This window comes from Sphingopyxis sp. 2PD, assembly GCF_005503695.1.
Taxonomy (GTDB): Bacteria; Pseudomonadota; Alphaproteobacteria; order Sphingomonadales; family Sphingomonadaceae; genus Sphingopyxis.
In genome coordinates this window covers 1-20,439 of record NZ_SCMU01000033.1, presented here as the reverse complement: position 1 = coordinate 20,439, position 20,439 = coordinate 1, and the positions used below count along the sequence as shown (strand labels likewise).

General features: G+C 65.9%; 18 protein-coding genes. 7 read left to right on the top strand and 11 right to left on the bottom strand.

The window, feature by feature from the left end:
• Nucleotides 1–44: 44 nt before the first annotated feature.
• A complete protein-coding gene (locus FFS18_RS17535) occupies nt 45–218 on the top strand; it encodes a hypothetical protein (protein ID WP_168454260.1) in 174 nt (57 codons plus the stop codon).
• Between the two features lie 174 nt (nt 219–392).
• Here the strand turns inward: FFS18_RS17535 and FFS18_RS15545 are convergent, their stop codons facing one another.
• From FFS18_RS15545 to FFS18_RS15520, 6 genes are all read right to left on the bottom strand, one after another.
• Complete coding sequence (locus FFS18_RS15545; protein ID WP_137871541.1) at nt 393–1,889, bottom strand: TadA family conjugal transfer-associated ATPase; 1,497 nt, start codon at nt 1,887–1,889, stop codon at nt 393–395.
• Between the two features lie 412 nt (nt 1,890–2,301).
• Nucleotides 2,302–2,559 (bottom strand): ATP synthase F1 subunit epsilon, encoded by a 258-nt coding sequence (locus FFS18_RS15540; RefSeq protein ID WP_120217359.1) that lies wholly within the window; start codon nt 2,557–2,559, stop codon nt 2,302–2,304.
• A 46-nt stretch (nt 2,560–2,605) separates the two neighbouring features.
• Nucleotides 2,606–4,141, bottom strand: a complete 1,536-nt coding sequence (gene atpD, locus FFS18_RS15535) for a F0F1 ATP synthase subunit beta (protein WP_120217358.1) — start codon at nt 4,139–4,141, stop codon at nt 2,606–2,608.
• A 24-nt stretch (nt 4,142–4,165) separates the two neighbouring features.
• The gene (locus FFS18_RS15530; protein ID WP_137871540.1) at nt 4,166–5,041 is read right to left on the bottom strand and encodes a F0F1 ATP synthase subunit gamma; all 876 of its coding nucleotides are present in this window, start codon (nt 5,039–5,041) and stop codon (nt 4,166–4,168) included.
• A gap of 56 nt (nt 5,042–5,097) precedes the next feature.
• Nucleotides 5,098–6,627, bottom strand: coding sequence for a F0F1 ATP synthase subunit alpha (atpA, locus tag FFS18_RS15525; RefSeq protein WP_137871539.1), 1,530 nt, complete (start codon nt 6,625–6,627; stop codon nt 5,098–5,100).
• A gap of 3 nt (nt 6,628–6,630) precedes the next feature.
• The gene (locus FFS18_RS15520; RefSeq protein ID WP_137871538.1) at nt 6,631–7,197 is read right to left on the bottom strand and encodes a F0F1 ATP synthase subunit delta; all 567 of its coding nucleotides are present in this window, start codon (nt 7,195–7,197) and stop codon (nt 6,631–6,633) included.
• A gap of 304 nt (nt 7,198–7,501) precedes the next feature.
• Here FFS18_RS15520 and FFS18_RS15515 point away from each other — a divergent pair, with 304 nt between their 5' ends.
• Nucleotides 7,502–8,191, top strand: a complete 690-nt coding sequence (locus FFS18_RS15515; protein WP_137871537.1) for a dienelactone hydrolase family protein — start codon at nt 7,502–7,504, stop codon at nt 8,189–8,191.
• Nucleotides 8,188–8,976, top strand: a complete 789-nt coding sequence (locus tag FFS18_RS15510; protein WP_137871536.1) for an alpha/beta hydrolase — start codon at nt 8,188–8,190, stop codon at nt 8,974–8,976. The genes FFS18_RS15515 and FFS18_RS15510 overlap by 4 nt, the downstream gene beginning before the upstream one ends.
• A 3-nt stretch (nt 8,977–8,979) precedes the next feature.
• On the opposite strand, the gene FFS18_RS15505 is transcribed toward FFS18_RS15510, so the two are convergent.
• Entirely contained in the window at nt 8,980–10,521 is a 1,542-nt protein-coding gene (locus FFS18_RS15505) for a S1C family serine protease (RefSeq protein ID WP_137871535.1), read from the bottom strand.
• Between the two features lie 102 nt (nt 10,522–10,623).
• On the opposite strand from FFS18_RS15505, the gene FFS18_RS15500 reads away from it, so the two are divergent.
• Genes FFS18_RS15500 through FFS18_RS15485 form a run of 4 tightly spaced genes read left to right on the top strand, consistent with a single transcriptional unit; the run spans nt 10,624 to nt 13,379 of the window.
• Nucleotides 10,624–11,094, top strand: coding sequence for a DUF1203 domain-containing protein (locus FFS18_RS15500; RefSeq protein WP_137871534.1), 471 nt, complete (start codon nt 10,624–10,626; stop codon nt 11,092–11,094).
• Nucleotides 11,091–12,155, top strand: coding sequence for a bifunctional DNA-binding transcriptional regulator/O6-methylguanine-DNA methyltransferase Ada (gene ada / locus FFS18_RS15495; RefSeq protein ID WP_137871533.1), 1,065 nt, complete (start codon nt 11,091–11,093; stop codon nt 12,153–12,155). Before FFS18_RS15500 ends, ada begins: the two co-directional genes overlap by 4 nt.
• Nucleotides 12,145–12,597: a nuclear transport factor 2 family protein gene (locus FFS18_RS15490; protein ID WP_171005336.1), complete on the top strand. Its 453-nt coding sequence runs from the start codon at nt 12,145–12,147 to the stop codon at nt 12,595–12,597. The genes ada and FFS18_RS15490 overlap by 11 nt, the downstream gene beginning before the upstream one ends.
• A gap of 23 nt (nt 12,598–12,620) precedes the next feature.
• Complete coding sequence (locus tag FFS18_RS15485) at nt 12,621–13,379, top strand: isocitrate lyase/PEP mutase family protein (RefSeq protein WP_249340430.1); 759 nt, start codon at nt 12,621–12,623, stop codon at nt 13,377–13,379.
• A 7-nt stretch (nt 13,380–13,386) separates the two neighbouring features.
• Here the strand turns inward: FFS18_RS15485 and FFS18_RS15480 are convergent, their stop codons facing one another.
• The 4 genes from FFS18_RS15480 to FFS18_RS15465 form a co-directional block, all read right to left on the bottom strand.
• Entirely contained in the window at nt 13,387–14,925 is a 1,539-nt protein-coding gene (locus FFS18_RS15480; protein WP_137871530.1) for a hypothetical protein, read from the bottom strand.
• Nucleotides 14,926–15,004: 79 nt separating this feature from the next.
• Nucleotides 15,005–16,585 carry a tetratricopeptide repeat protein gene (locus FFS18_RS15475; protein WP_137871529.1) on the bottom strand — a complete coding sequence of 527 codons (1,581 nt, stop codon included), beginning with the start codon at nt 16,583–16,585 and terminating at the stop codon, nt 15,005–15,007.
• A gap of 55 nt (nt 16,586–16,640) precedes the next feature.
• Complete coding sequence (locus FFS18_RS15470; protein WP_137871528.1) at nt 16,641–18,197, bottom strand: tetratricopeptide repeat protein; 1,557 nt, start codon at nt 18,195–18,197, stop codon at nt 16,641–16,643.
• A 69-nt stretch (nt 18,198–18,266) separates the two neighbouring features.
• A complete protein-coding gene (locus FFS18_RS15465) occupies nt 18,267–20,435 on the bottom strand; it encodes a primosomal protein N' (RefSeq protein WP_137871552.1) in 2,169 nt (722 codons plus the stop codon).
• Nucleotides 20,436–20,439 lie beyond the last annotated feature (4 nt).

Sequence of the window (20,439 nt, the reverse complement as noted above, 5' to 3'; positions counted from 1 at the left end):
AAGAGTCCCTGTTTGCGAAGGTGCGCGCGTCAATGCAAGGGTCGATGCTGATTGTCAGTGCTGCGGGCGCCGCGGTGGCGGTCGCCGCCGAGGTCGCGGACTGGCGGCGGCGCAACCGGCGCGACGTCGATGCGGTCGGATTTATGCCATGGCGGGGGATTGCATTGGTGGGGGTAGCGGTCGCTTTGCTGGCGGCGGCGCTGGCGTTGAAGCCTTGATTCTTCTCCCACCGGGAGAAGGATATGGAGCCTTATCGCGAAGCGATTAGGCGGAGTTGGATGAGGGTTCTGCCGCAGATTTTGCGCGCTAAGTCTGAACCCCTCACCCAGCTTCGACTAGCCAGCAAGCTGGCAAGTCTTCGCAACCCTCTCCCGACGGGAGAGGGATAAGGGTTACAGACACGCTTCCAGATATGGCTGGTCGAAACCATATTGCCGCGCTTTTTCCAGCGTATAGGGGCGCAGGCCCATCGCGCGATACTCGCCGACGATCTTGCCGTCCTTGTCCTCGTCCAGATATTCAAACTTGAACAATTCCTGCGTGACGATGACGTCGCCTTCCATCCCGATCACTTCGGTGACGTTGGTGACACGGCGCGAGCCGTCGCGCAGGCGCTTGATCTGCACGATCAGGTCGACCGAGTCGGCGATCTGTTTCGAGATCGCTTCCTTCGGGATCTTGATGTCGCCCATCAGCACCATGTTTTCCATACGGCCGAGGCATTCGCGCGGGCTGTTCGAGTGGAGCGTACACATCGATCCGTCGTGACCGGTGTTCATTGCGGCGAGGAGGTCGAAACACTCGGCGCCGCGGACTTCGCCCATGATGATGCGGTCGGGACGCATACGCAGCGCGTTCTTCACAAGGTCGCCCATGTGGATCGCGCCATTGCCCTCGAGGTTCGCGGGGCGCGTTTCGAGCGGCAGCCAGTGCGGCTGCTGCAGCCGAAGTTCGGCGGCGTCCTCGATCGTCAAAACGCGTTCGCCGGGGTCGATCATTTTCGACAGCGCGTTGAGCATCGTCGTCTTGCCCGAACCCGTGCCGCCCGAGATGACGATGTTGAAGCGGCTCGCGCCCGCGATCTTCAGCGCGGTGCACATCTTCTGGCTCATCGCGCCCCACTGGCAGAGCATGTCGAGCGTGATCGGCTTGGCCGAGAATTTACGAATCGAGATTGCGGTACCGCGAAGGCTCAGCGGCGGCACGATCACGTTGACGCGGCTGCCGTCCTTCAAACGGGCGTCGGCAAGCGGGGTGGTCTGGTCGACGCGGCGACCGACGAGGTTGCAGATGCGCTGCGCGATCTGGAACAGATGCTGTTCGTCGCGGAACTGGATCGGCGCGATGACCAGCTGACCCTTTTTTTCGATATAGGTCTGGTACGGGCCGTTGACCATGATGTCCGAAATGTCGGGGTCGGCAAGCAGTTCCTCGAGCGGGCCAAAGCCCAGGAGCTCGTCGACGAGCACCTTTTCGAGCGCGAACTGTTCGCGGCGGTTGAGTGTGATGCGCAGTTCCGCGAGCACTTCGAGGATGATCGGGCGGAATTCCTCGGTCAGTTCGTCCTTGCTGAGCGTCGCCGCGGCCTCGGGATCGACGCGCTCGAGCAGGCGCGGCAGCACCTGCTCCTTGATCTTGTGGACCGACGCTTCGAACCCTTGCGCCTTTTCGGGCTCCATCGCCTCGGCGGTCGAGCGCTGATTCAGCCGCTCCATCGCCTCTTCTTCGGGCGACAGGTTCGACGGCATTTGCGGGATGTCGATCGCGGGCGGCGTGTCGATCGCCGGGAATTGCGCGCCGCCGGGCACGCCTGATCCACCCTGCATCGGCTTCGCCACGCCAAAGGCAGGGCGGCCAGCGGTTCCGGGTCGGCGTCCGAATGCACTCATTCGCTTTGTCCTGTTCTTCCAAATCCATCGGGAGCATCGCCGCGCGGCTGGTGCATCCCCATCCGACACGGTGAATAAATCGGAAACTTTGACATTGTCCTAATGCGCGCAGGCGAATGCGACGGGCGGTTTTGGGGTGGGGAGCGGACGTTCCCATCGTGAACTGATTTCCCCTCCCGCAGGCGGGAGGGGCAGCGAGACTTGCGAACTTGTTCGTTAGTCGCAGCGGGGTGGGCTTTCTCACCGTTGCTGCCCACCCCCGACCCCTCCCGCCTGCGGGAGGGGAGAAGACACGTCCACTTCCGGTCGAGACCTGCCCCGCCGACCAACGCTCAACGCCATCCCACGCACGAAAAAAGCCCGCATCCATAGGGATGCGGGCTTTCGAATCGCCGTGGACGGGCGAAAAGGGTCAGCCGGCGATATGCTCGGCAAGCACGGTCAGGCCGGCCTCGTTAACTTCGGCAAAGCCGCCCTCGACCTCGATCACTTCGGGCGCGGCGCCCGCGGTGGCATAGATGGTCAGCGGGCCGTTGCGCAGCGTCGCCATGAAGGGCGCATGGCCTTCGAGCACCGAAAAATCGCCCTCGGTCCCCGGCACGGTGACCATATGGACGTCGGCGGTCCGCTCGAGGCGGGCGGGGGTGACGAGTTCGAACTTCAGAGCCATGATATGTCCTTAAACCCCTCCCGCTCGGGGGAGGGGTGTAGGTTTGTTACGCGTCTTCGGCGAGCTTCGCGGCCTTGGCGACCGCTTCGTCGATGCCGCCGACCATGTAGAAGGCCGCTTCGGGCAGATGGTCATATTCGCCGTCGACCACGGCCTTAAACGACTTCACCGTGTCTTCGATCGCGACGAACTTGCCGGGGATGCCGGTGAAGACTTCGGCGACGTGGAACGGCTGCGACAGGAAGCGCTGGATCTTGCGCGCGCGGGCGACGACCAGCTTATCTTCTTCCGAAAGCTCGTCCATGCCGAGAATCGCGATGATGTCCTGCAGCGACTTGTACTTCTGCAGCGTTTCCTGAACGCGGCGGGCGGTTTCGTAATGCTCCTGGCCGACGGTCGCGGCGGTGAGCACGCGCGAGGTCGAGTCGAGCGGGTCGACCGCGGGATAGATGCCGAGTTCCGAAATCGCACGGCTCAGCGTCGTCGTCGCGTCCAAGTGGGCGAACGAGGTTGCCGGAGCCGGGTCGGTCAAGTCGTCCGCAGGGACGTAAATCGCCTGCACCGAGGTGATCGAGCCCTTGGTGGTCGAGGTGATGCGTTCCTGCAGCGCGCCCATGTCGGTCGACAGCGTCGGCTGGTAACCCACCGCCGAAGGAATACGGCCGAGCAGCGCCGACACTTCCGAACCCGCCTGCGTGAAGCGGAAGATGTTGTCGACGAAGAACAGAACGTCCTGGCCTTCCTGGTCGCGGAAATATTCGGCCATGGTGAGACCCGAGAGCGCGACGCGGGCGCGGGCGCCCGGGGGCTCGTTCATCTGGCCGAACACCAGCGCCACCTTCGACCCGTCGGGGGTCGGGTTGCCGTCGGCGTCCTTGGCGATAACGCCGGCGTCGAGGAATTCGTGATAGAGGTCGTTGCCTTCGCGGGTGCGTTCACCGACGCCCGCGAACACCGACACGCCGCCGTGGCCCTTGGCGATGTTGTTGATCAGTTCCTGAATGAGCACGGTCTTGCCGACGCCGGCGCCGCCGAACAGGCCGATCTTGCCGCCCTTGGCGTAAGGGGCGATGAGGTCGATGACCTTGATGCCGGTGACGAGGATCGCGGCTTCGGTCGACTGGTCGACGAATTCGGGAGCCTTGGCGTGGATCGGCGCGGTCATGCCGGCATTGACCGGGCCGCGTTCATCGATCGGGTCGCCGATGACGTTGAGGATGCGGCCGAGCGTCTGCGGGCCGACGGGAACCGAGATCTGCGCGCCGGTGTCGGTCACGGGCTGGCCGCGGGTCAGGCCGTCGGTCGCGTCCATCGCGATGGTGCGGACGGTGTTTTCGCCGAGGTGCTGCGCGACTTCGAGGACGAGGCGGTTGCCATTGTTGTCGGTTTCGAGCGCGTTCAGAATCGCGGGCAGCTCACCCGTGAACTGGACGTCGACGACGGCGCCGATGACCTGTGCGACGCGGCCGGTTGCGGTGCCGGTGGCGGCAGCCTTCGGAGCGGCGGCCTTCTTCGGCGCAGCAGCCTTGGGCGCGGCGGCCTTCTTGGCGGGAGCCTTCTTTTCAGCGGGAGCGGTAGCCATTACGTTCTTCCTTGGGTTGATCGATTAGAGCGCTTCGGCGCCCGCGATAATCTCGATAAGTTCGGTGGTGATCGCCGCCTGACGCGTGCGGTTGTAAACGATGGTCAGCTTGTTGATCAGGTCGCCCGCGTTGCGCGTCGCATTGTCCATCGCGGTCATCGACGCGCCCTGTTCGGACGCGGCGTTTTCCAGCAGACCCTTGAAGATCTGGATGGTGACGTTGCGCGGCAGCAGGTCGGCGAGGATCGCTTCCTCGTCGGGTTCGTACTCGACGGCGGCGCCGCTCGAAACCGGAACGTCGGCGGGCGGCGGAACCGGGATCATCTGCTGGCCGGTGGCGATCTGAAGAAGCGCCGAGCGGAACTTCGAATAGAAAAGATGCGCGACGTCGAAGGCGCCGGCTTCGTAAAGCTCCATCACCTTCGCCGAGATGTCGCTCGCCTGTTCGAAGCCGATGTCGCGGATGCCGGTGGTTTCATATTGCTCGATGATCTGGCCCGGGAAGAGGCGCGCGATCACCGGGCGGCCCTTGCGGCCGACGAGGTAGAAGAGAACCTTCTTGCCTTGCGATTGCAGTTCGAGCGCCTTGTCACGCGCGGCCTTGACGATGTTCGAGTTGAACGCGCCGGCAAGCCCGCGGTCGCTGTTGAGCACGACGAGCAGGTGCGTGTCGCTCTTGCCGGTACCGGCGAGCAGCTTCGGCGCCGAATCCGACGCGCCGACCTTCGACGCGAGGCTGGCGACGACGCCTTCGAGCCGCTCGGCGTAGGGACGCGCGGCTTCGGCGGCGGCCTGCGCTTTGCGCAGCTTCGCGGCGGCGACCATCTTCTTGGCCTTGGTGATCTTCTGGGTCGATTTGACCGAGACGATCCGCCCTTTGAGTTCCTTAAGCGATGCCATTACGGCCCCTCTTGTTCGTCAGCCCGGCGCGACTGCCGGGCTCACGGTAACTTGGCTTACGCGAAAATCTTGGCGAAGGCGTCGAGCGCCGCGACCAGAGCCTTCTTGGCGTCGTCGCCCAGGTCCTTGGTGTCGCGGATCGTCTTCAGCACATCGGCATGGTCGCTGCGCAGATAGGCGAGCATCGCCTGTTCGTAGCGCGACACGTCGGTCGTCGCGACATTGTCGAGATAGCCGTTGGTGCCGGCAAAGATCGACGCGGTCTGCTCTTCGAACGGCATCGGCTGGAACTGCGGCTGCTTCAAGAGCTGCGTCAGGCGCGCGCCGCGGTTGAGCAGCTTCTGCGTCGAGGCGTCGAGGTCCGAACCGAACTGCGCAAAGGCTTCCATTTCGCGATATTGCGCGAGTTCGAGCTTGATCGAGCCCGACACCTTCTTCATCGCCTTGGTCTGCGCGGCCGAACCGACGCGCGACACCGACAAGCCGACGTTGATCGCCGGGCGGATACCGGCGTTGAACAGGTTGGTTTCGAGGAAGATCTGCCCGTCGGTGATCGAAATCACGTTGGTCGGAATGTACGCCGAAACGTCGCCCGCCTGCGTTTCGATGATCGGCAACGCGGTGAGCGAGCCCGAGCCATTGTCGCTGTTCATCTTTGCCGCGCGCTCGAGCAGGCGGCTGTGCAGATAGAAAACGTCGCCGGGATAGGCTTCGCGGCCCGGCGGGCGGCGGAGCAGCAGCGACATCTGGCGATAGGCGACGGCCTGCTTCGACAGATCGTCATAGACGATGACGGCGTGCATGCCGTTGTCGCGGAAAAATTCGCCCATGGTGCAGCCGGTGTAGGGCGCGAGGAATTGCAGCGGAGCGGGTTCCGACGCGGTCGCGGCGACGACGATCGAATATTCCATCGCGCCATTTTCTTCGAGCTGACGCACGATCTGCGCAACCGTCGAGCGCTTCTGGCCGACCGCGACATAGATGCAGTACAGCTTCTTCGACTCATCGTCGCCGGCGTTGGCTTGCTTCTGGTTGATGAAGGTGTCGATCGCGACGGCGGTCTTGCCGGTCTGACGGTCGCCGATGATCAGCTCGCGCTGGCCGCGGCCGACGGGGACGAGCGCGTCGAGCGCCTTGAGGCCGGTCTGGACGGGTTCGTGCACCGAGGTGCGCGGGATGATGCCCGGCGCCTTCACTTCGACGCGCATGCGCTTGTCGGCCTTGATCGGGCCCTTGCCGTCGATCGGATTGCCGAGGCCATCGACGACGCGGCCGAGCAGACCCTTGCCGACGGGGACGTCGACGATCGTGCCGGTGCGCTTGACCTGATCGCCTTCCTTGATTTCGGCGTCCGAGCCGAAGATCACGATGCCGACGTTGTCGGCTTCGAGGTTCAATGCCATGCCCTGCACGCCATTGGCGAATTCGACCATTTCGCCAGCCTGGACATTGTCGAGGCCGTGGACGCGGGCGATGCCGTCGCCGACCGACAGCACCTGACCGATTTCGCTGACCGTTGCGTCGGTGCCGAAATTGGCGATCTGGTCCTTGATGACCTTGCTGATTTCAGCGGCGCGGATTTCCATGGTTTAGCCTTTCATCGCCTGTGCGAAGCTATTGAGACGGGTACGGATGCTGCCGTCGATCAGCTGGCTGCCCAGCTGGACGACGAGACCGCCAAGGATGGCGGGGTCGACGGTCGTCGCGACGGAAACGTCGCGGCCGACACGGGATTTGAGGTTCGCGGTCAGCGCCTTGAGCTGGTCGGCGGTGAGCGGGTGCGCGCTGGTGACCTTCGCGGTCACTTCGCCGCGGTGGTCGGCGACGATCGCGTCGAAGGCGTCGATCATTTTGGGCAGATCGGCAAGGCGGCGGTTCTCGGCGAGTACGCCCAGGAATTTGGCGGTCAGCGAATCGAGCTTCATCGCCTTGGCAACGGCACCGATCGCGCTGGCGGCGTCGGTGCGCCCGACGACCGGGCTGGCGATCAGCGCCGACAGGTCGGCCGATTCGGCGAGGCCCGCGCGCAGGTCGCTGAGGCTTTTGGCGACCGCGTCGATCGCGTTCGATTCGCGTGCCAGATCGAACAAAGCGACCGCATAACGGCCCGCGAGGCCCGCCGTGATGTTGCCTTGAATGCCGCCGGAATTCTCCACGCGTGAAAGTCCTTTGTTGCTATCCCGTGGGGGATGGGTCGCGCCGTATATGGGGAGATTCGTCGAATGTCCCCTACGCGAAGTCGCGGCGCGCCTAGCAACGATTTTGCTGCAATGCAAGGTGGGGTTGGGAGTCTTCCGACCACCTTCCCAAACCCGTTCGCCCCCCGCCTTCGCGGGGGCAGGGTCTGAGCTTGTCGAAGGGCCGTTCTTTCTTCAAAGGTTGTGGGAAAGAAGGACGGGAGTTGACCGGCGGTCGCCTGCGGCCCCGACAGGCTCAGTCCGAACGAAAGTGGGGAAGCGCATGGGCGAGATGATTCGAATGACGATGGACGATGGCGCCGAAATCGCCGTCTATCACGCGCAGCCGGAAGGCGAACGCCGCGGCGGGCTGGTGCTCGTGCAGGAAATCTTCGGGGTCACCGATCACATTCGAGAGCTGTGCGACGAATATGCCGCCGATGGTTATGAGGTGCTGGCGCCCGCGCTGTTCGACCGCGAGCATCCGGGGTTCGAGAGCGACTATTCGGGGCCGCAGTTCGAACGCGCGGTGCAGCTGGCGCGCGAGCTGCACCCGTTCGAGCAGAGCCTGAAGGACGCGCAGACGTGCGTCGACGCGCTGAAGGGCCCAAAAGGTCCCAGGGCCCCGGTCTTTATCACCGGCTATTGCTACGGCGGCTCGGTCGCGTGGCGGATGGCGCAGATCAGCCCCGACCTGGCCGCGGCGTCGGCCTATTATGGCAGCCTGGTCCCCACCCAGTTCGCCGATCAGGCGCCCGGATGTGCCACGATCGCCCATTTCGGCCGCTATGACGCGGGCATCCCGATGGAAGGCGTCGAGGCGCTGATCGCGAAGGATCACCCGACCGCGCAGATATTTGTCTATGACGCCAACCACGGCTTCAACAGCGACCGGCGCAAGGATTATCACGAGGCGTCGAGCGAGCTCGCGCGTGAACGGACGCTGATGCTGTTCAAGGCGTGCGGCGGGTGAGGATATTGGTCCAGCTTCTGCTGGGACTGTTCGTCTTTGCGCTCGTTGTCGCCGCGCTGCTCTATACGCAGCAGCGACGGATGATTTTTCCCGCGCCGCAGGATTATCCGCGCGCGGCGCTGCCCGGTTTCCGGCTCGTCCATACGGAGACGGAGGACGGGCTGCGGCTGATGGCCTTTTATCGCCCCGCGGCGCCGGGCAAGAAGATGATCCTCTTCTTCCATGGCAATGGCGACAATATGCAGGGCGCGATCGAGGCGACGCGCGGTCCGGCGGCGGCAGGGCATGGGCTGATGCTCGTCGAATATCGCGGTTATGGCGGCAATCCGGGGTCGCCCGATGAGGTGGGATTCTATCGCGACGGCGCGGCCGCGATGCGGTGGCTCGGCGCCGCGGGGATCGCGCCGCACGATGTCGTCGTCGTCGGCAATTCGATCGGGTCGGGGCCGGCGACCGAGATCGCGCTGCGCCATGAGGTTGCGGCGCTGATGCTCGTGTCGGGCTTTTCGGACCTGCCGTCGGTGGTGCGGCGGCAGGTGCCGTTCGTCCCGCGCTGGCTGGTGCGCGACCGGTTCGACAATGGCGCGAAGCTTGCGCGAGTGAAAGCGCCCGTTTTCCTGATGCACGGCGACGCCGACACGCTGGTGACGCCCGACAATCTCGACCGGCTGGTGCAGGCGCGGCGCGATGCGACGGTCGCGCGCATCGCGGGGATCGGTCACGAGCTTGCCTATACCGCGCCCGCGCAGGCGCTGCTCACCAAGTGGGTGGACGGGCTGCGCTGAGGCTCAGCCGCCGGGCGCGTTCTTCATCGCCGCGCCGCTCGCGGGCTGGCAGCGATAGACGAGGCGCTCGTTGGGGCTGGCGGGAAGCGCGCTGCGGATCGCGTCCTGCTGCGCCGCGAGGCCGGCGAGCTCGTCGGGGTTTGCGGTGCAGCTTTTGAGCACGACGCCAGCGCGCGTTTCGCGCGCCTTCGTCATCGTCTCGGCATCGAGCAGATAGCGTTCGACGCGATAGTCGCGTCCCGCCGCGTCGATCGACGCAACGGTCACCGTCGGCTCGTCATTGGGGACAAGGATGCGCTGCCAGCGGTCGTCGGCACCGCGCGTATATTGGGTGCGGCCGTTGACGCAGCCATCCTTGCCGATGCTGATCGGCACATCGGTCGTTGCCGACACGGTGATGCGGCTGCGATCGGGACGGATCGTGCAGAGCAGGTTCCCCGCCGCGAGCTTTGGCTCGGCGGCGGTCGGCGCCGGGGCACTGTCGGCGGCGATTTCGGCGCGCGCGTCGGGGCGCGTGACGAACAGCACCGCGGCGCCGATCATCAGCGCCGCGCCCGCCCCGCCGGCGATCTTGGCGTTGCGCATATTTTGCTGGCTGTAGAAGAGCAGCCCTGCGCCCGCGGCGAGCGCGCCGATGACGAAGAACACGCCCGCGAGCGCGATGCGGTTCTCGCGCGCCGCCAGCGCTTCCTCTTCGGCGCGCGCCTGTTTGAGGTCGCGGTCGAGCTCTGCCGCCGCGTTTTTCGCGGCGTTCGCCTCAGCGCTCGCGCGCGCTTCGGCGTCCATCGCGGCGCGATCGCGCGCGTCGGCCTCGGCCAGCGACAGGCAGGGGGTGCCGACGCTGGCATATTGCTGGTTCGCATCGGCCAGGAACCGGGTGAGTTCGCGCGCCGAAATCGCAAAGGCAAAGGGCGAATCGCCATCGTCGGCGCGCGTGATCGCGGTGTTGATCCCGGCGATGCGACCGCACGCATCGACGAGCGGCCCGCCCGAATTGCCGCGCGAAATCTTGGCGGTGTGGATTTGCATCGCGACGCCATCGACGCTTTGCGTGTTCGACAGATTGCCCTCGCTGCGCGTCGGGGTACGCGGGGTGATATAGTCGTTGGCGCTGCGCGCGGTCGCAAGGTCGACATTGCCCGGATAGCCCAGCGCGACGACGTCGGCGCCCGATTCGAGCGGCCCGGTGTAAACCGCGGCGGCGGGCAGCCGCGCCTCGGTAATTTCGAGCAGCGCTAGGTCGCGCGCCTTGTCGATCGCGATCAGCTTTGCCGCGAAGCTCTTTTGCCCCTCCGACGGGACGACACCGAGCGCGACATTGTTCGGATATTGCACCGCCGATTCGACGACATGCGCGTTGGTGACGATGCGCGTCGGCGAGATCGCGATGCCGCTGCCATGGCCGAAACCGACCACTTCGCCGTCGACCATCGCGACAGTAACGACGCGCACGACGCTGCGCGATGCGGCGCTGATGTCGTCGGCGGCGCGCGCGGGCAGGGTCAGGGCGAACAGGGCGAGCAGCAGCGCGAGGAAGCGGGTCATGGCGCGCACCCTAGCCGCGCCAACTTTGAACGCAAGCATCGGGACGCACCGGGTGGCGGAGGGTGGCAAGACGGCCCCAGCCGAAGTGAAAGGAAAGATCCGATGACCTATATGATCGAAGGGCTCGCCCCCGACCGTTTTGCCCCCTTGTTCGCGATGGACGATGCGGGGCTGGCCGCAATCAACGCGCGCCGCGTTACCGCCACCGCCGATATGGGATTTCCCTGCCGGATCAGCCTGGAGGATGCGCGCGCCGGGGAGGAGCTGATCCTGCTCCACCATGTCAGCCACGACGTCGAAACGCCGTATCGCAGCGCTTATGCGATCTATGTGCGGTCGGGGGTCGACGCGGCCCGCTATCGCGACGAACTGCCGCCAGTATTTGCCGGGCGGCCCATCGCGCTGCGCGCCTTCGATGCCGCGGGCATGCTGCAAACCGCAAGGCTCGCGGCGCCGGGTGAAGCCGATGGTGCGATCCGCGACCTGTTCGCCGATGCCGGCATCGCCTATATCGACGCGCACAACGCCGCGCATGGCTGTTTCGCGGCGCGGATCGAAAGGGATGGGGTATGAGCGCCGCCGACACCATGACCGACGATGCGCGCTGGGCGGCGGTGCTGCGCCGCGACCGCGCGCTCGACGGGCGCTTCGTCACCGGGGTGCTGACCACGGGCATCTATTGCCGTCCGAGCTGCGCGGCGCGGCATCCCTTGCGCGAAAATGTCCGCTTTTTCGCCGACGGCGCCGCGGCGCGTGCGACCGGGCTGCGTCCCTGCAAGCGCTGCCTGCCCGACGATGTCGCGCGCGACGAGGGTGCGGTGCTCGCGGCGATCCAGGCGATCAAGGCGAGCGAGGAGCCGCTGGCACTCGCCGACCTCGCCGCGCGCACCGGCTATTCGCCGACGCATTTCCAGCGCGTCTTCACCCGCCACACCGGCCTGTCGCCCGCCGCCTATGCACGGGCCTTGCGCGACGAGCGCGCGCGGCAGGCGTTGAGCGAGGGCGGGCGGGTCACCGACGCGATTTACGACGCGGGCTTTTCGGGGCCGTCGCGGTTCTATGACAATATGGAAGGACGCATGGGGATGACGGCTTCGGCATGGGTGAACGGCGGCAGGGGGGTAACGATCCACTGGGCGGTGGTGGCGACCAGCCTCGGCGACATGCTCGTCGCTGCGACAGACAAGGGGGTGTGCCGCCTGTCGTTCGCCGAGGGGCGCGAGGCGCTCGAGGAGCGCTTTCCCGCCGCCGATCTGGTCGAGGGCGGTACCGAATTCGCCGCGTTGCTGAAACAGGTGGTCGCCGCGGTCGAAGCCCCCACCGACGGTTTCGACCATATCCCGATCGACGTGAAAGGGACGGCATTTCAGGAAGCGGTGTGGCGCGAACTGCGCCGGATCCCGGCGGGCGAGACGCGCAGCTATGCCGACATCGCCGCCGCGGTCGGCAAGCCCAAGGCGGTGCGCGCCGCGGGCAGCGCCAATGGCGCGAACAATGTCGCGGTGTTGATCCCGTGCCACCGGGTGGTGCGCAGCGACGGGACACTCGGCGGCTATGCCTATGGCCTGCCGATCAAGGACGAACTGCTCCGCCGCGAAGGCGCGCCGGGGCAGGCACGGCTCGATGAATTTTGAGGCGGCGGCGATGACCAGCAAGGAAGCGGCGGTAGCGGTGTGGCGCGCGCTGGGCAGCGGTGATGCCGACCGGATCAGGTCGGTGCTGGCCGACGATGTCGAATGGCGCGCGCCGCCCGAAAACGCCACCGCGGTGGCCTTGGGCGTAACGCACCATATGGTCGGCGCGGAGGCGATCGTCCGCTTCATCCTCGACGATTATCCGCGGCTGTTCCCGAACGGGATGGAGATCGAGCCGATCTCGGTTACTGCGGAGGGCGATCGCGTCATATTCGAGCAACGCCACAGTGCGACGCTGGCCAACGGCCGCGCCTATGCGCTCGATTATGTGTTCATTTTCGAGATGGCCGGATCGCGCGTTCGTCGCATTCGCGAATATATGGACGCCCGAAGCGGCTATCATCAGATATTCGGAACGGCGACGCCCGGCCGGATCGCCTAGCGGACATTCAAGGGAGTAAGATGATGAGCGATAAGATTAGCGATTTTGCGGCCCTGCATGTTCCCGGCGACCCGCTGATCCTGGTCAACATCTGGGATGCGGGCAGCGCCAAGGCGGTCGCCGCGGCGGGCGCGAAGGCGATCGCGACGGGCAGCTTCGGCGTCGCGGGCGCGCAGGGGCGTGCCGATGGCGAGGATTTTCCGCTCGAAGATGTGTTCGAAAATCTCGCGCGTATCCTGGCGGTGACCGACCTGCCGGTGACGATCGATATGGAATCGGGTTATGGCGCCGATCCCGCGGCGGTCGGGGTCTCGGTCGCGCGCGCGCGCGATGCCGGGGCGGCGGGGATCAACATGGAGGACCGGCTGCCGGGCCAGACCGCGTTGCTGGCGATCCCCGACGCGGTGGCGCGCTATCGCGCCGCGACCGACACCGGCATCTTCGTCAACGCGCGCTGCGACACCTTTCGCGGCGCCGATGTCGCGCAGGATGGCGAGGCGCTGGTCGCCGCAACACTCGAACGCGCGCGCGCCTATGCCGATGCGGGGGCGGGGTCGCTGTTCGTCCCCTTTCTGCTCGACCCCAAATATATCGGCGCGATCTGCGAAGCTTCGCCGCTGCCGGTGAACATCCTGCGCGGCAAGGGCGGGCCGACGCACAAGGAACTGGCGAACCTCGGCGTCGCGCGGATCAGCCACGGGCACCAGCCCTGGGCGGCGGCGATGGCGTGGCTGACCGGGCAGGCGGCGCAGGTGCTGGGCGGCGCCGAACCCGATTATTGAACGGAGATCAGCCCTCGCCGTCGTCGTCTTCCGCTTCGGGTGCGGCGGCGGCGCCGCGATCGCGCATCGTTTCGATCCGCTTCAGCAGCGCATCACCGCGGCCATTGTCGTGCGGATCGAACGCGACGGTCTTGGCGAGGTTGATCGCGGGTTCGAAGCGCCCCAGATGCGCCAGCCAGACGGCGTAGGCGCTGCGAAGATTGAGGTTTTCAGGCGTCAGCGCAAAGGCACGCTCCAGCCCCTTGATCGCCATGTCGCTTGGGCGCGTCCGTTCGGTCAGAAAGCTCTGAAAATAGGCGTGGAGCGGGATCGGGTCGTTGGGGTCGGCGCGGTTCGCGATCTGGATCGGTCGCCGCGCGGCCTTCCACGCGGCGGGATCGGTCTCGCCCTTTTGGCGTAGCTGGTGGAGCTGGAGCTGCCCCAGCAGGACGTTGCCGCGCACATGCTCGGGTCTGGCTGCCAGCAGCTTGTCCAGCGCGGCGCGCATCGCCGTCAGGTCGCGGGTGGCGGGCGCAATATCCCATTCGGCGGCGGCCAGTTCATACTGGAGATCGGGGTTCGCCGGCAGTTTTGCGGCGAGCGCCCGCAGGTCGTCGCGGACCTTGGTCAGACGGGCCTGATCGGCGCGCGCATTCATCCGTTCGATGCGCAACATCATCACCGCATCCTCGTCCGCCGACAGCGGGGTGATCTTGATCGCGGTCGATACCGGCACGGGATCGCGCGTCGTGCGATAGGACAGCCGCCCCTCGACATAGCGGTTGAGATCCTTGTCGAGCTGCGCGAGGTCGCCGAATGCGTCGGTCGCCGCCTTGCGCGGTTCGGTCCCGGCGTTGATCGCGTTGGTGTAGGCGTTGATCTGGTTGGCGCGCGCCGGGTCGTGAAACAGCATGTGGGTGAGCAGCCACGACCGGCCATAATAGACGTCGGTCTGGCCACGGCTGCGCATCGCGCTGGGCGGTTCGAACAGGACGCGCTCGGCGGGCATCTTGGGCAGCATCAACAGGCCATAGGCGCGGCGATGGGCGGGCTGGCCGACCATCGCCCGCCCCTCTTTGTCGAAATCGACCGTCGAATAATATTCGGCAAAGCCCTCGATGAACCAGCCGGGAAAGGCGACGCGCAAATGCCGTTTCATGAAATGATGGCTATATTCGTGGAACAGCACCTGCTGCGCCGGCGACGTGCCGGGCAGGGTGCCGTCGTTCTGCCGGTGCGACAGGGCGAAACTGCCATCGCGGTCCTGCCGGTAGAAACCCGAAACGGGGGCGCTGCGCGATCCGGTCGCGAGCCGGGCGACATCGTCACGGCCGGGCAGGAGATAGATGGGCAGGCGGCTTTCCTCGCCCTTTGCCGCGACGTTGAACACGACGCGCAGCGTGGTGTCGAAGCGCTGCAGATTGGCGGCGAATTCGCGCAGCTGCTTTTCGTTGCTCTCGCTGTAGATGATGAAGCTCTCGGTATCGGCGCGCAGCCATTTGGCGTGCGCCGGGGTGGCGATGACGGCCAAAATGGCCGCGACCATCGTCACGCGAATCCTGATCATGCTGCTGCTCCCGACTGGCATCCGCGGCGGTGCTGCCGGTCGCGGCAGCGGCTGTAAAGTCCTCTATGTGCTCGCAAATTCAGCGCCGGTCTTTGCCGTCGCGGGCGTCCTTCATCTTCTTGTAGATCTCGGCCATCTTGGTGCGCGCTTCGTCCAGATTTTTGGCGTCGATCGCCGCGATGACGGCCTGCAACGGATTTTCCTCGTCGCTGCTGTGCGACCCGAAGGCGATCGGCGCCAGCACGCTGCGCGCCAGATCGCCCTTCTTCTCGTCGATCAGCTGGCGTCCCAGCAGCAGGCGATAGGTGGGATCATAGGAGGCATAGGGAAACACTTTCTCCAGCGCGATGATCGCCGGTTCGGGAACCGCTTCGCCCGCGTCATAGAAGGACTGGTAATAGGCGATGGCGGGACGCGGATCCTTGGGGTCGATCCGCCGCGCCTTGACCAGATGCGGCCGCGCTGCAGCATAGGCCGCCTTGTCCTTTTCGCCGCGGCCCATCGCCACCATCGCTTTCCAATAATGCGCCAGCGGCGAATTGGCATCGACGGCGATCGCGCGATCGGCGGCGGCGTCGGCGGCGTCGAAATTCTGGGCGTCGATTTCGGCTTCGGTCAGTGCCAGCTGCGCGAACAGGCTGTCGGGATAGGGCGCCGCCTTGCTGCGCAGGTCGCTCGCGACATCCTTCGCCTGCGACCGCGTCACCCCGCGGACCGACCGCATATGCGCCTGCATCACGGCCTCTTCGGCGGCGCTCATCCGGCGCATCGCGACGACCGGTTCGGCATAATTGGCGGGCTTGATGTCGTAACCGAGGAACGGGCCGCTTTTGTACCGGCGTACGTCGCGTTGCAGCGCGTCGAGGTCGCCGAACGCATTTTTGGCGGCGGCGAGCGAATCCTCACCCCGATTGACCGCCGTCAGATAGGTCTGGATCTGGCCTTTGCGCGCCGGGTGGAAATTGAGATAATGGGCGAGCAGCCAGCCAAAGCTGTACGACTGATAATATTCCAGCCCGGTGAGCTTGACCTTGGTGTCGAGCAGGCGCGTCAGCTTGGTGTCCGACAGCTGTTTGAGCATCTCGCCGCGATGCTGCGGCACGTCGCCGACGTGAAAGCTGCCGTCGGGATTGAAGCGGATCGTGCTGTACAGTTCCGCAAACCCCTCGGTGTACCAATGCGGATAGGCGGTGCTGAAATTGCTCAGCATGAAATGATGGGTATATTCGTGGAACAGCGTCGACCGGATGTCGAGCTGCGGCCCGCTGGTGTCGATGCCGCGCGACAAGGAGCGTTTCTCGCGCGCCGGAACGAACGAGGTCGGATTGCCCGCGCGGCCGAAATAGATGCCGCCGATCCCGGCGCCCGATGCGTTGAGGATATAGCCGAGCCGGTCGGTGTCGCCGGTGCGATAGACTTTCAGCCGGTTGGCGTCGCCGACGTCGGGGCCGGGGACGGGCATGTTCTGCATCGTGCGCAGCGCATTGTCGAAGCGTTCAAGATCGCGCGCGAACGCTTCGGCATCCTCGCGCTTGGTTTCGGAATAGATGATGAAATGGCTGGTGCGCGCTTCCCACCATTCGGCGCGCGCCGTCGTGGCGGTCGCCGCCAGGGTCAGGGTCACGATCGTGCAGACGATCCGCGCGGCAATTTTCAACATCACAGTCCCGTTCCTCTTTCCCCGTCGATCGATCCCCTGGCCGATCGCGGTTCGTTCAATCTTCGGCGGCGCCTGCATCGGCAGCGGTCACCGCGCTATCTTTGCCGCGATCGCGCATGGCCTCGATCTGGTCGAGCAGATTCTGTCCATTGCCACGATCGTGCGGGTCGAACGCGATCGTTTTGGCGAGATTCGCCGCCGCGTCGATTTTGCCCGCGTTGGCAAGGGCAAAGGCATGGTTCATGCGAATGGTGACATTTTCCGGCTCCAGCGAAAAAGCCTGTGCCAGCCCCTGCAACGCGATCGCGGGCGGGCGCTGTCCTTGGTCGACATAGGATTGGAAAAATTCGAACAGCGGCAGCGGGTCGTCGGGGTTGGTCCGGTTGGCGAGCGCAATCGGTTTGCGCACGGCGCGCCAGGCCGCATCGCTATAATCGCCCTTCGCGTCCACCTCCTTCGCCAGCAGCCGCCCGAGCAGGACGTTGGCGCGGACATGGTCGGCCTTTAGCGCCAGGGCTTTGTCGACCGCCGCGCGGGCCGCGGCCAGGTCGCGCTGATCGTCGTCCTTGTCCCATTCGCTGGCCGCCAGTTCGAACCAGACCCCGGCGTCGCCGGGATGCTGTGTCGCCAGTTTCTGCAGGTCGGCGGTGATCTTGGTCAGGCGCTCCTGATCGCCGCCCGCGCTCAGCCGTGCCAGCCGCAGCGGCAGCAGTGCGTCTTCGGCCGCGGACAAGGGGGTGATGTTGATCTCGCCTTCGACGACCATCGCCTTGTGGAGCAGCGTGTAGTTCAGGCGGCGATTGAGATAGGCGTTGAGGTCCTTGTCGAGCTTCGCAAGATCGCCAAACGCCGCCGCCGCGGCCTTGGCCGGATCGTCGCCGCGATTGATCGCCTGCATATAGGTCAGCAATTGCCCGGAGCGCGCCGGTTCCGAATACAGCATGTGGGTGAGCAGCCAGGCGCGGCCGTAATAGGCGTCCTGCTGCGCCGCCGTCTTCATCGCGGTCGGCCGTTCGGACAGCAGCCGTTCGGCGGGAATTTTCGGCAGCGCGAGCAGGCCATAGGCGCGGCTGTACACCGGCATGCCGACCGCGGGGCGGCCGTCCTTTTCGAAATCGACGGTGGACAGATATTCGGCGAAACCCTCGATAAACCAGGCCGGAAACGCGACCGGCATATAGCGTTTCATGAAATGATGGCTGTATTCGTGAAACAATATCTGCTGCGACGCCGGGGTGCCGCGCCCGGTGCTGCCGTCATCCTCGCGGTTCGACACCGCAAAGCTGCCGTCGGTGGTCACGCTGTAGAATCCGGCAGTTCCCGGCCCCAGCCGCCCGCCCGACAGCCGGTTGACGTCGGCCGCCTCGCGCAACAGGTAAATGGTCAGCCGATTGGGTTCGAACCCGCCGGGAACGTTGAAGCGGTGGCGCAGCGTCGCGTCGAACAGCTGGAGATTTTCGGCAAAGCGGCGCAGCGATTTTTCGTCGCCTTCGCTGTAGATGATGAAATTATTGGTGTCGGCGCGCAGCCAGCGCGCGGCTGCGGGCTGCGCCGCGCAGCAACAGATCAACGCAATGGCGGCGCACCACCGCTTCATCATGCCATTTGTCATGCGATCCCCCCGGATTTTCGTTACCCGCCATGCTGCCAAGCCGGTCGCCGACTGTAAAGCCTTGTGCGGTCAGACGAAACTATAGGGGTCGATGTCGATCGCGAGCCGCGCCTTGGACGGCCAGTCGATGCTGTTCACCCAGTCGCGGATCGTGCCTTGCAGGTCGAAACTGCGCGGGGCGTGGAGCAAGAGGCGGAAGCGGTGGCGGCCGCGCAGCATCGCGAGCGGCGCGGGGGCGGGGCCATAGACGGCGAGGCCTTCCGCGACCGGCGCCTTGTCGCCGAGCCGCTTCGCGACGCCGCGGGCGACCTCGAGCTCTTCGGACGAAATGACGAGCGCGGCGAAGCGGCCATAGGGCGGCGCTCCCGCCTGTTTGCGCGCCGCGGCTTCGGCGGAATAGAAACCGTCGCGGTCGTTGGCTACGAGCGCGGCCATCACCGGCGCGTCGGGGACGCGGGTCTGGATCAGCACCTCGCCGGGCTTCACCCCGCGCCCCGCGCGCCCCGCGACCTGCGCGATCTGCTGAAAGGTGCGCTCGGACGCACGCAAATCGCCGCCATCGAGCCCGAGGTCGGCATCGACGACGCCGACGAGCGTGAGGTTTGGGAAATGATAGCCCTTGGTGACGAGCTGGGTGCCGATGATGATGTCGACCAGCCCGCCCTCGACATTGTCGACGAATTCGGCGGCCTTTGCAGGCGACCATAAGGTGTCGCTGGTGACGATCGCGGTACGCGCTTCGGGAAAGCGCAGCGCGATCTCGTCGGCGACGCGTTCGACCCCGGGGCCGCAGGCGACCAGGCTGTCCTCGTCCTCGCATTCGGGACACAGCCGCGGCGGCGGCATGACATGGCCGCAATGGTGGCACGCGAGGCGGTGAACGAGGCGGTGCTCGACCATCCACGCGGTGCAGTTCGGACACTGGATGCGGTGGCCGCAGGTGCGGCAGAGGGTCAGCGGCGCAAAGCCGCGGCGGTTGAGGAAGAGCAGGCTCTGTTCGCCCTTGGCGAGCCGATCGGCGAGCGCATCGACGAGCGGCGGGGCGAGCCAGCGGCCGCGGTCGGGTGGATCCTGCCGCATGTCGATTGCGGCGAGGTCAGGCAGCGTCGCGCCGCCGAAACGCGCGGGCAGCTGGATATGGCGATACCGCCCCGCTTCGACCATCGCGAGGCTTTCGAGCGCCGGAGTGGCGCTGGCGAGGATGACCGGCAGCCCCTCGAAATGCCCGCGCATCACCGCGACGTCGCGCGCGTGATAATGGACGCCATCCTCCTGCTTGAAGCTCGTCTCATGCGCCTCGTCGACGACGATGACGCCGAGATTGGCATAGGGGAGGAACAGCGCCGAGCGCGCGCCGACCACGATCCGAGCCTCGCCGCCGGCGATCGCGTGCCAGGCGCGGCGGCGCTCGGTGGAGCGCAGTCCCGAGTGCCACGCCACCGGCTCGCAGCCGAAGCGCGCCGCGAAGCGCGTCAGCATCGGTTCGGTCAGTGCGATTTCGGGGAGCAGGATGAGCGCCTGCTTGCCCGCGTCGATCGCGGCGGCGATCGCCTCCATATAGACTTCGGTCTTACCCGATCCGGTGACGCCGTCGAGCAGCAAGGTTTCGAATTTCTCGGCGGTGACGGCGGCGGTCAACTGCGCGGCGGCGGCGGTTTGTTCGGCGGACAGATCGGGCGGTGCGAAAGCGGGATCGGGGTGGGGGTATGGCTGGTCAGCCGAGACGGCGACCGCTTCGAGCGCGCCGGTGTTGACGAGGCCGCGGATCACCGCATCGCTGACCTCGGCGAGCGCGGCGAGTTCGCGCACCATGCCTTGCCGGTCGCCGATCTTTTCGATGGCGACGGTGCGCTGCGGGGTCATGCGGGCGGGCAATTCGCCGGTGGCGCGATATTCGACGATCGGGCGCTTGGCGTCGGCAAAGGCGACCCCGGGCAGCACCATGCGCAGCACCGATCCCGGGGGGCTGAGATAATAGTCGCTGGTCCATTCGACCAGACGGCGCAGCGGCGCGGCGATCGGGGGAACGGCGACGACCTCGTAAAGATTGCGCAGGCGATTGTCGCCGACCGCCTCGGGCGCGCCAAAGCTTTCATCCTCCCACACCACCCCGCCCATCCGCCGAGGCCCCAGCGGGGCGATGACGACGCTGCCGAGCGGCGCCTCGCTGCCCTGCGGGACACGATAGTCGAGCGGGCCGAGAGCGGCGGTAAGGAGGAGGACGCGGGCGCGGGTCATGGGT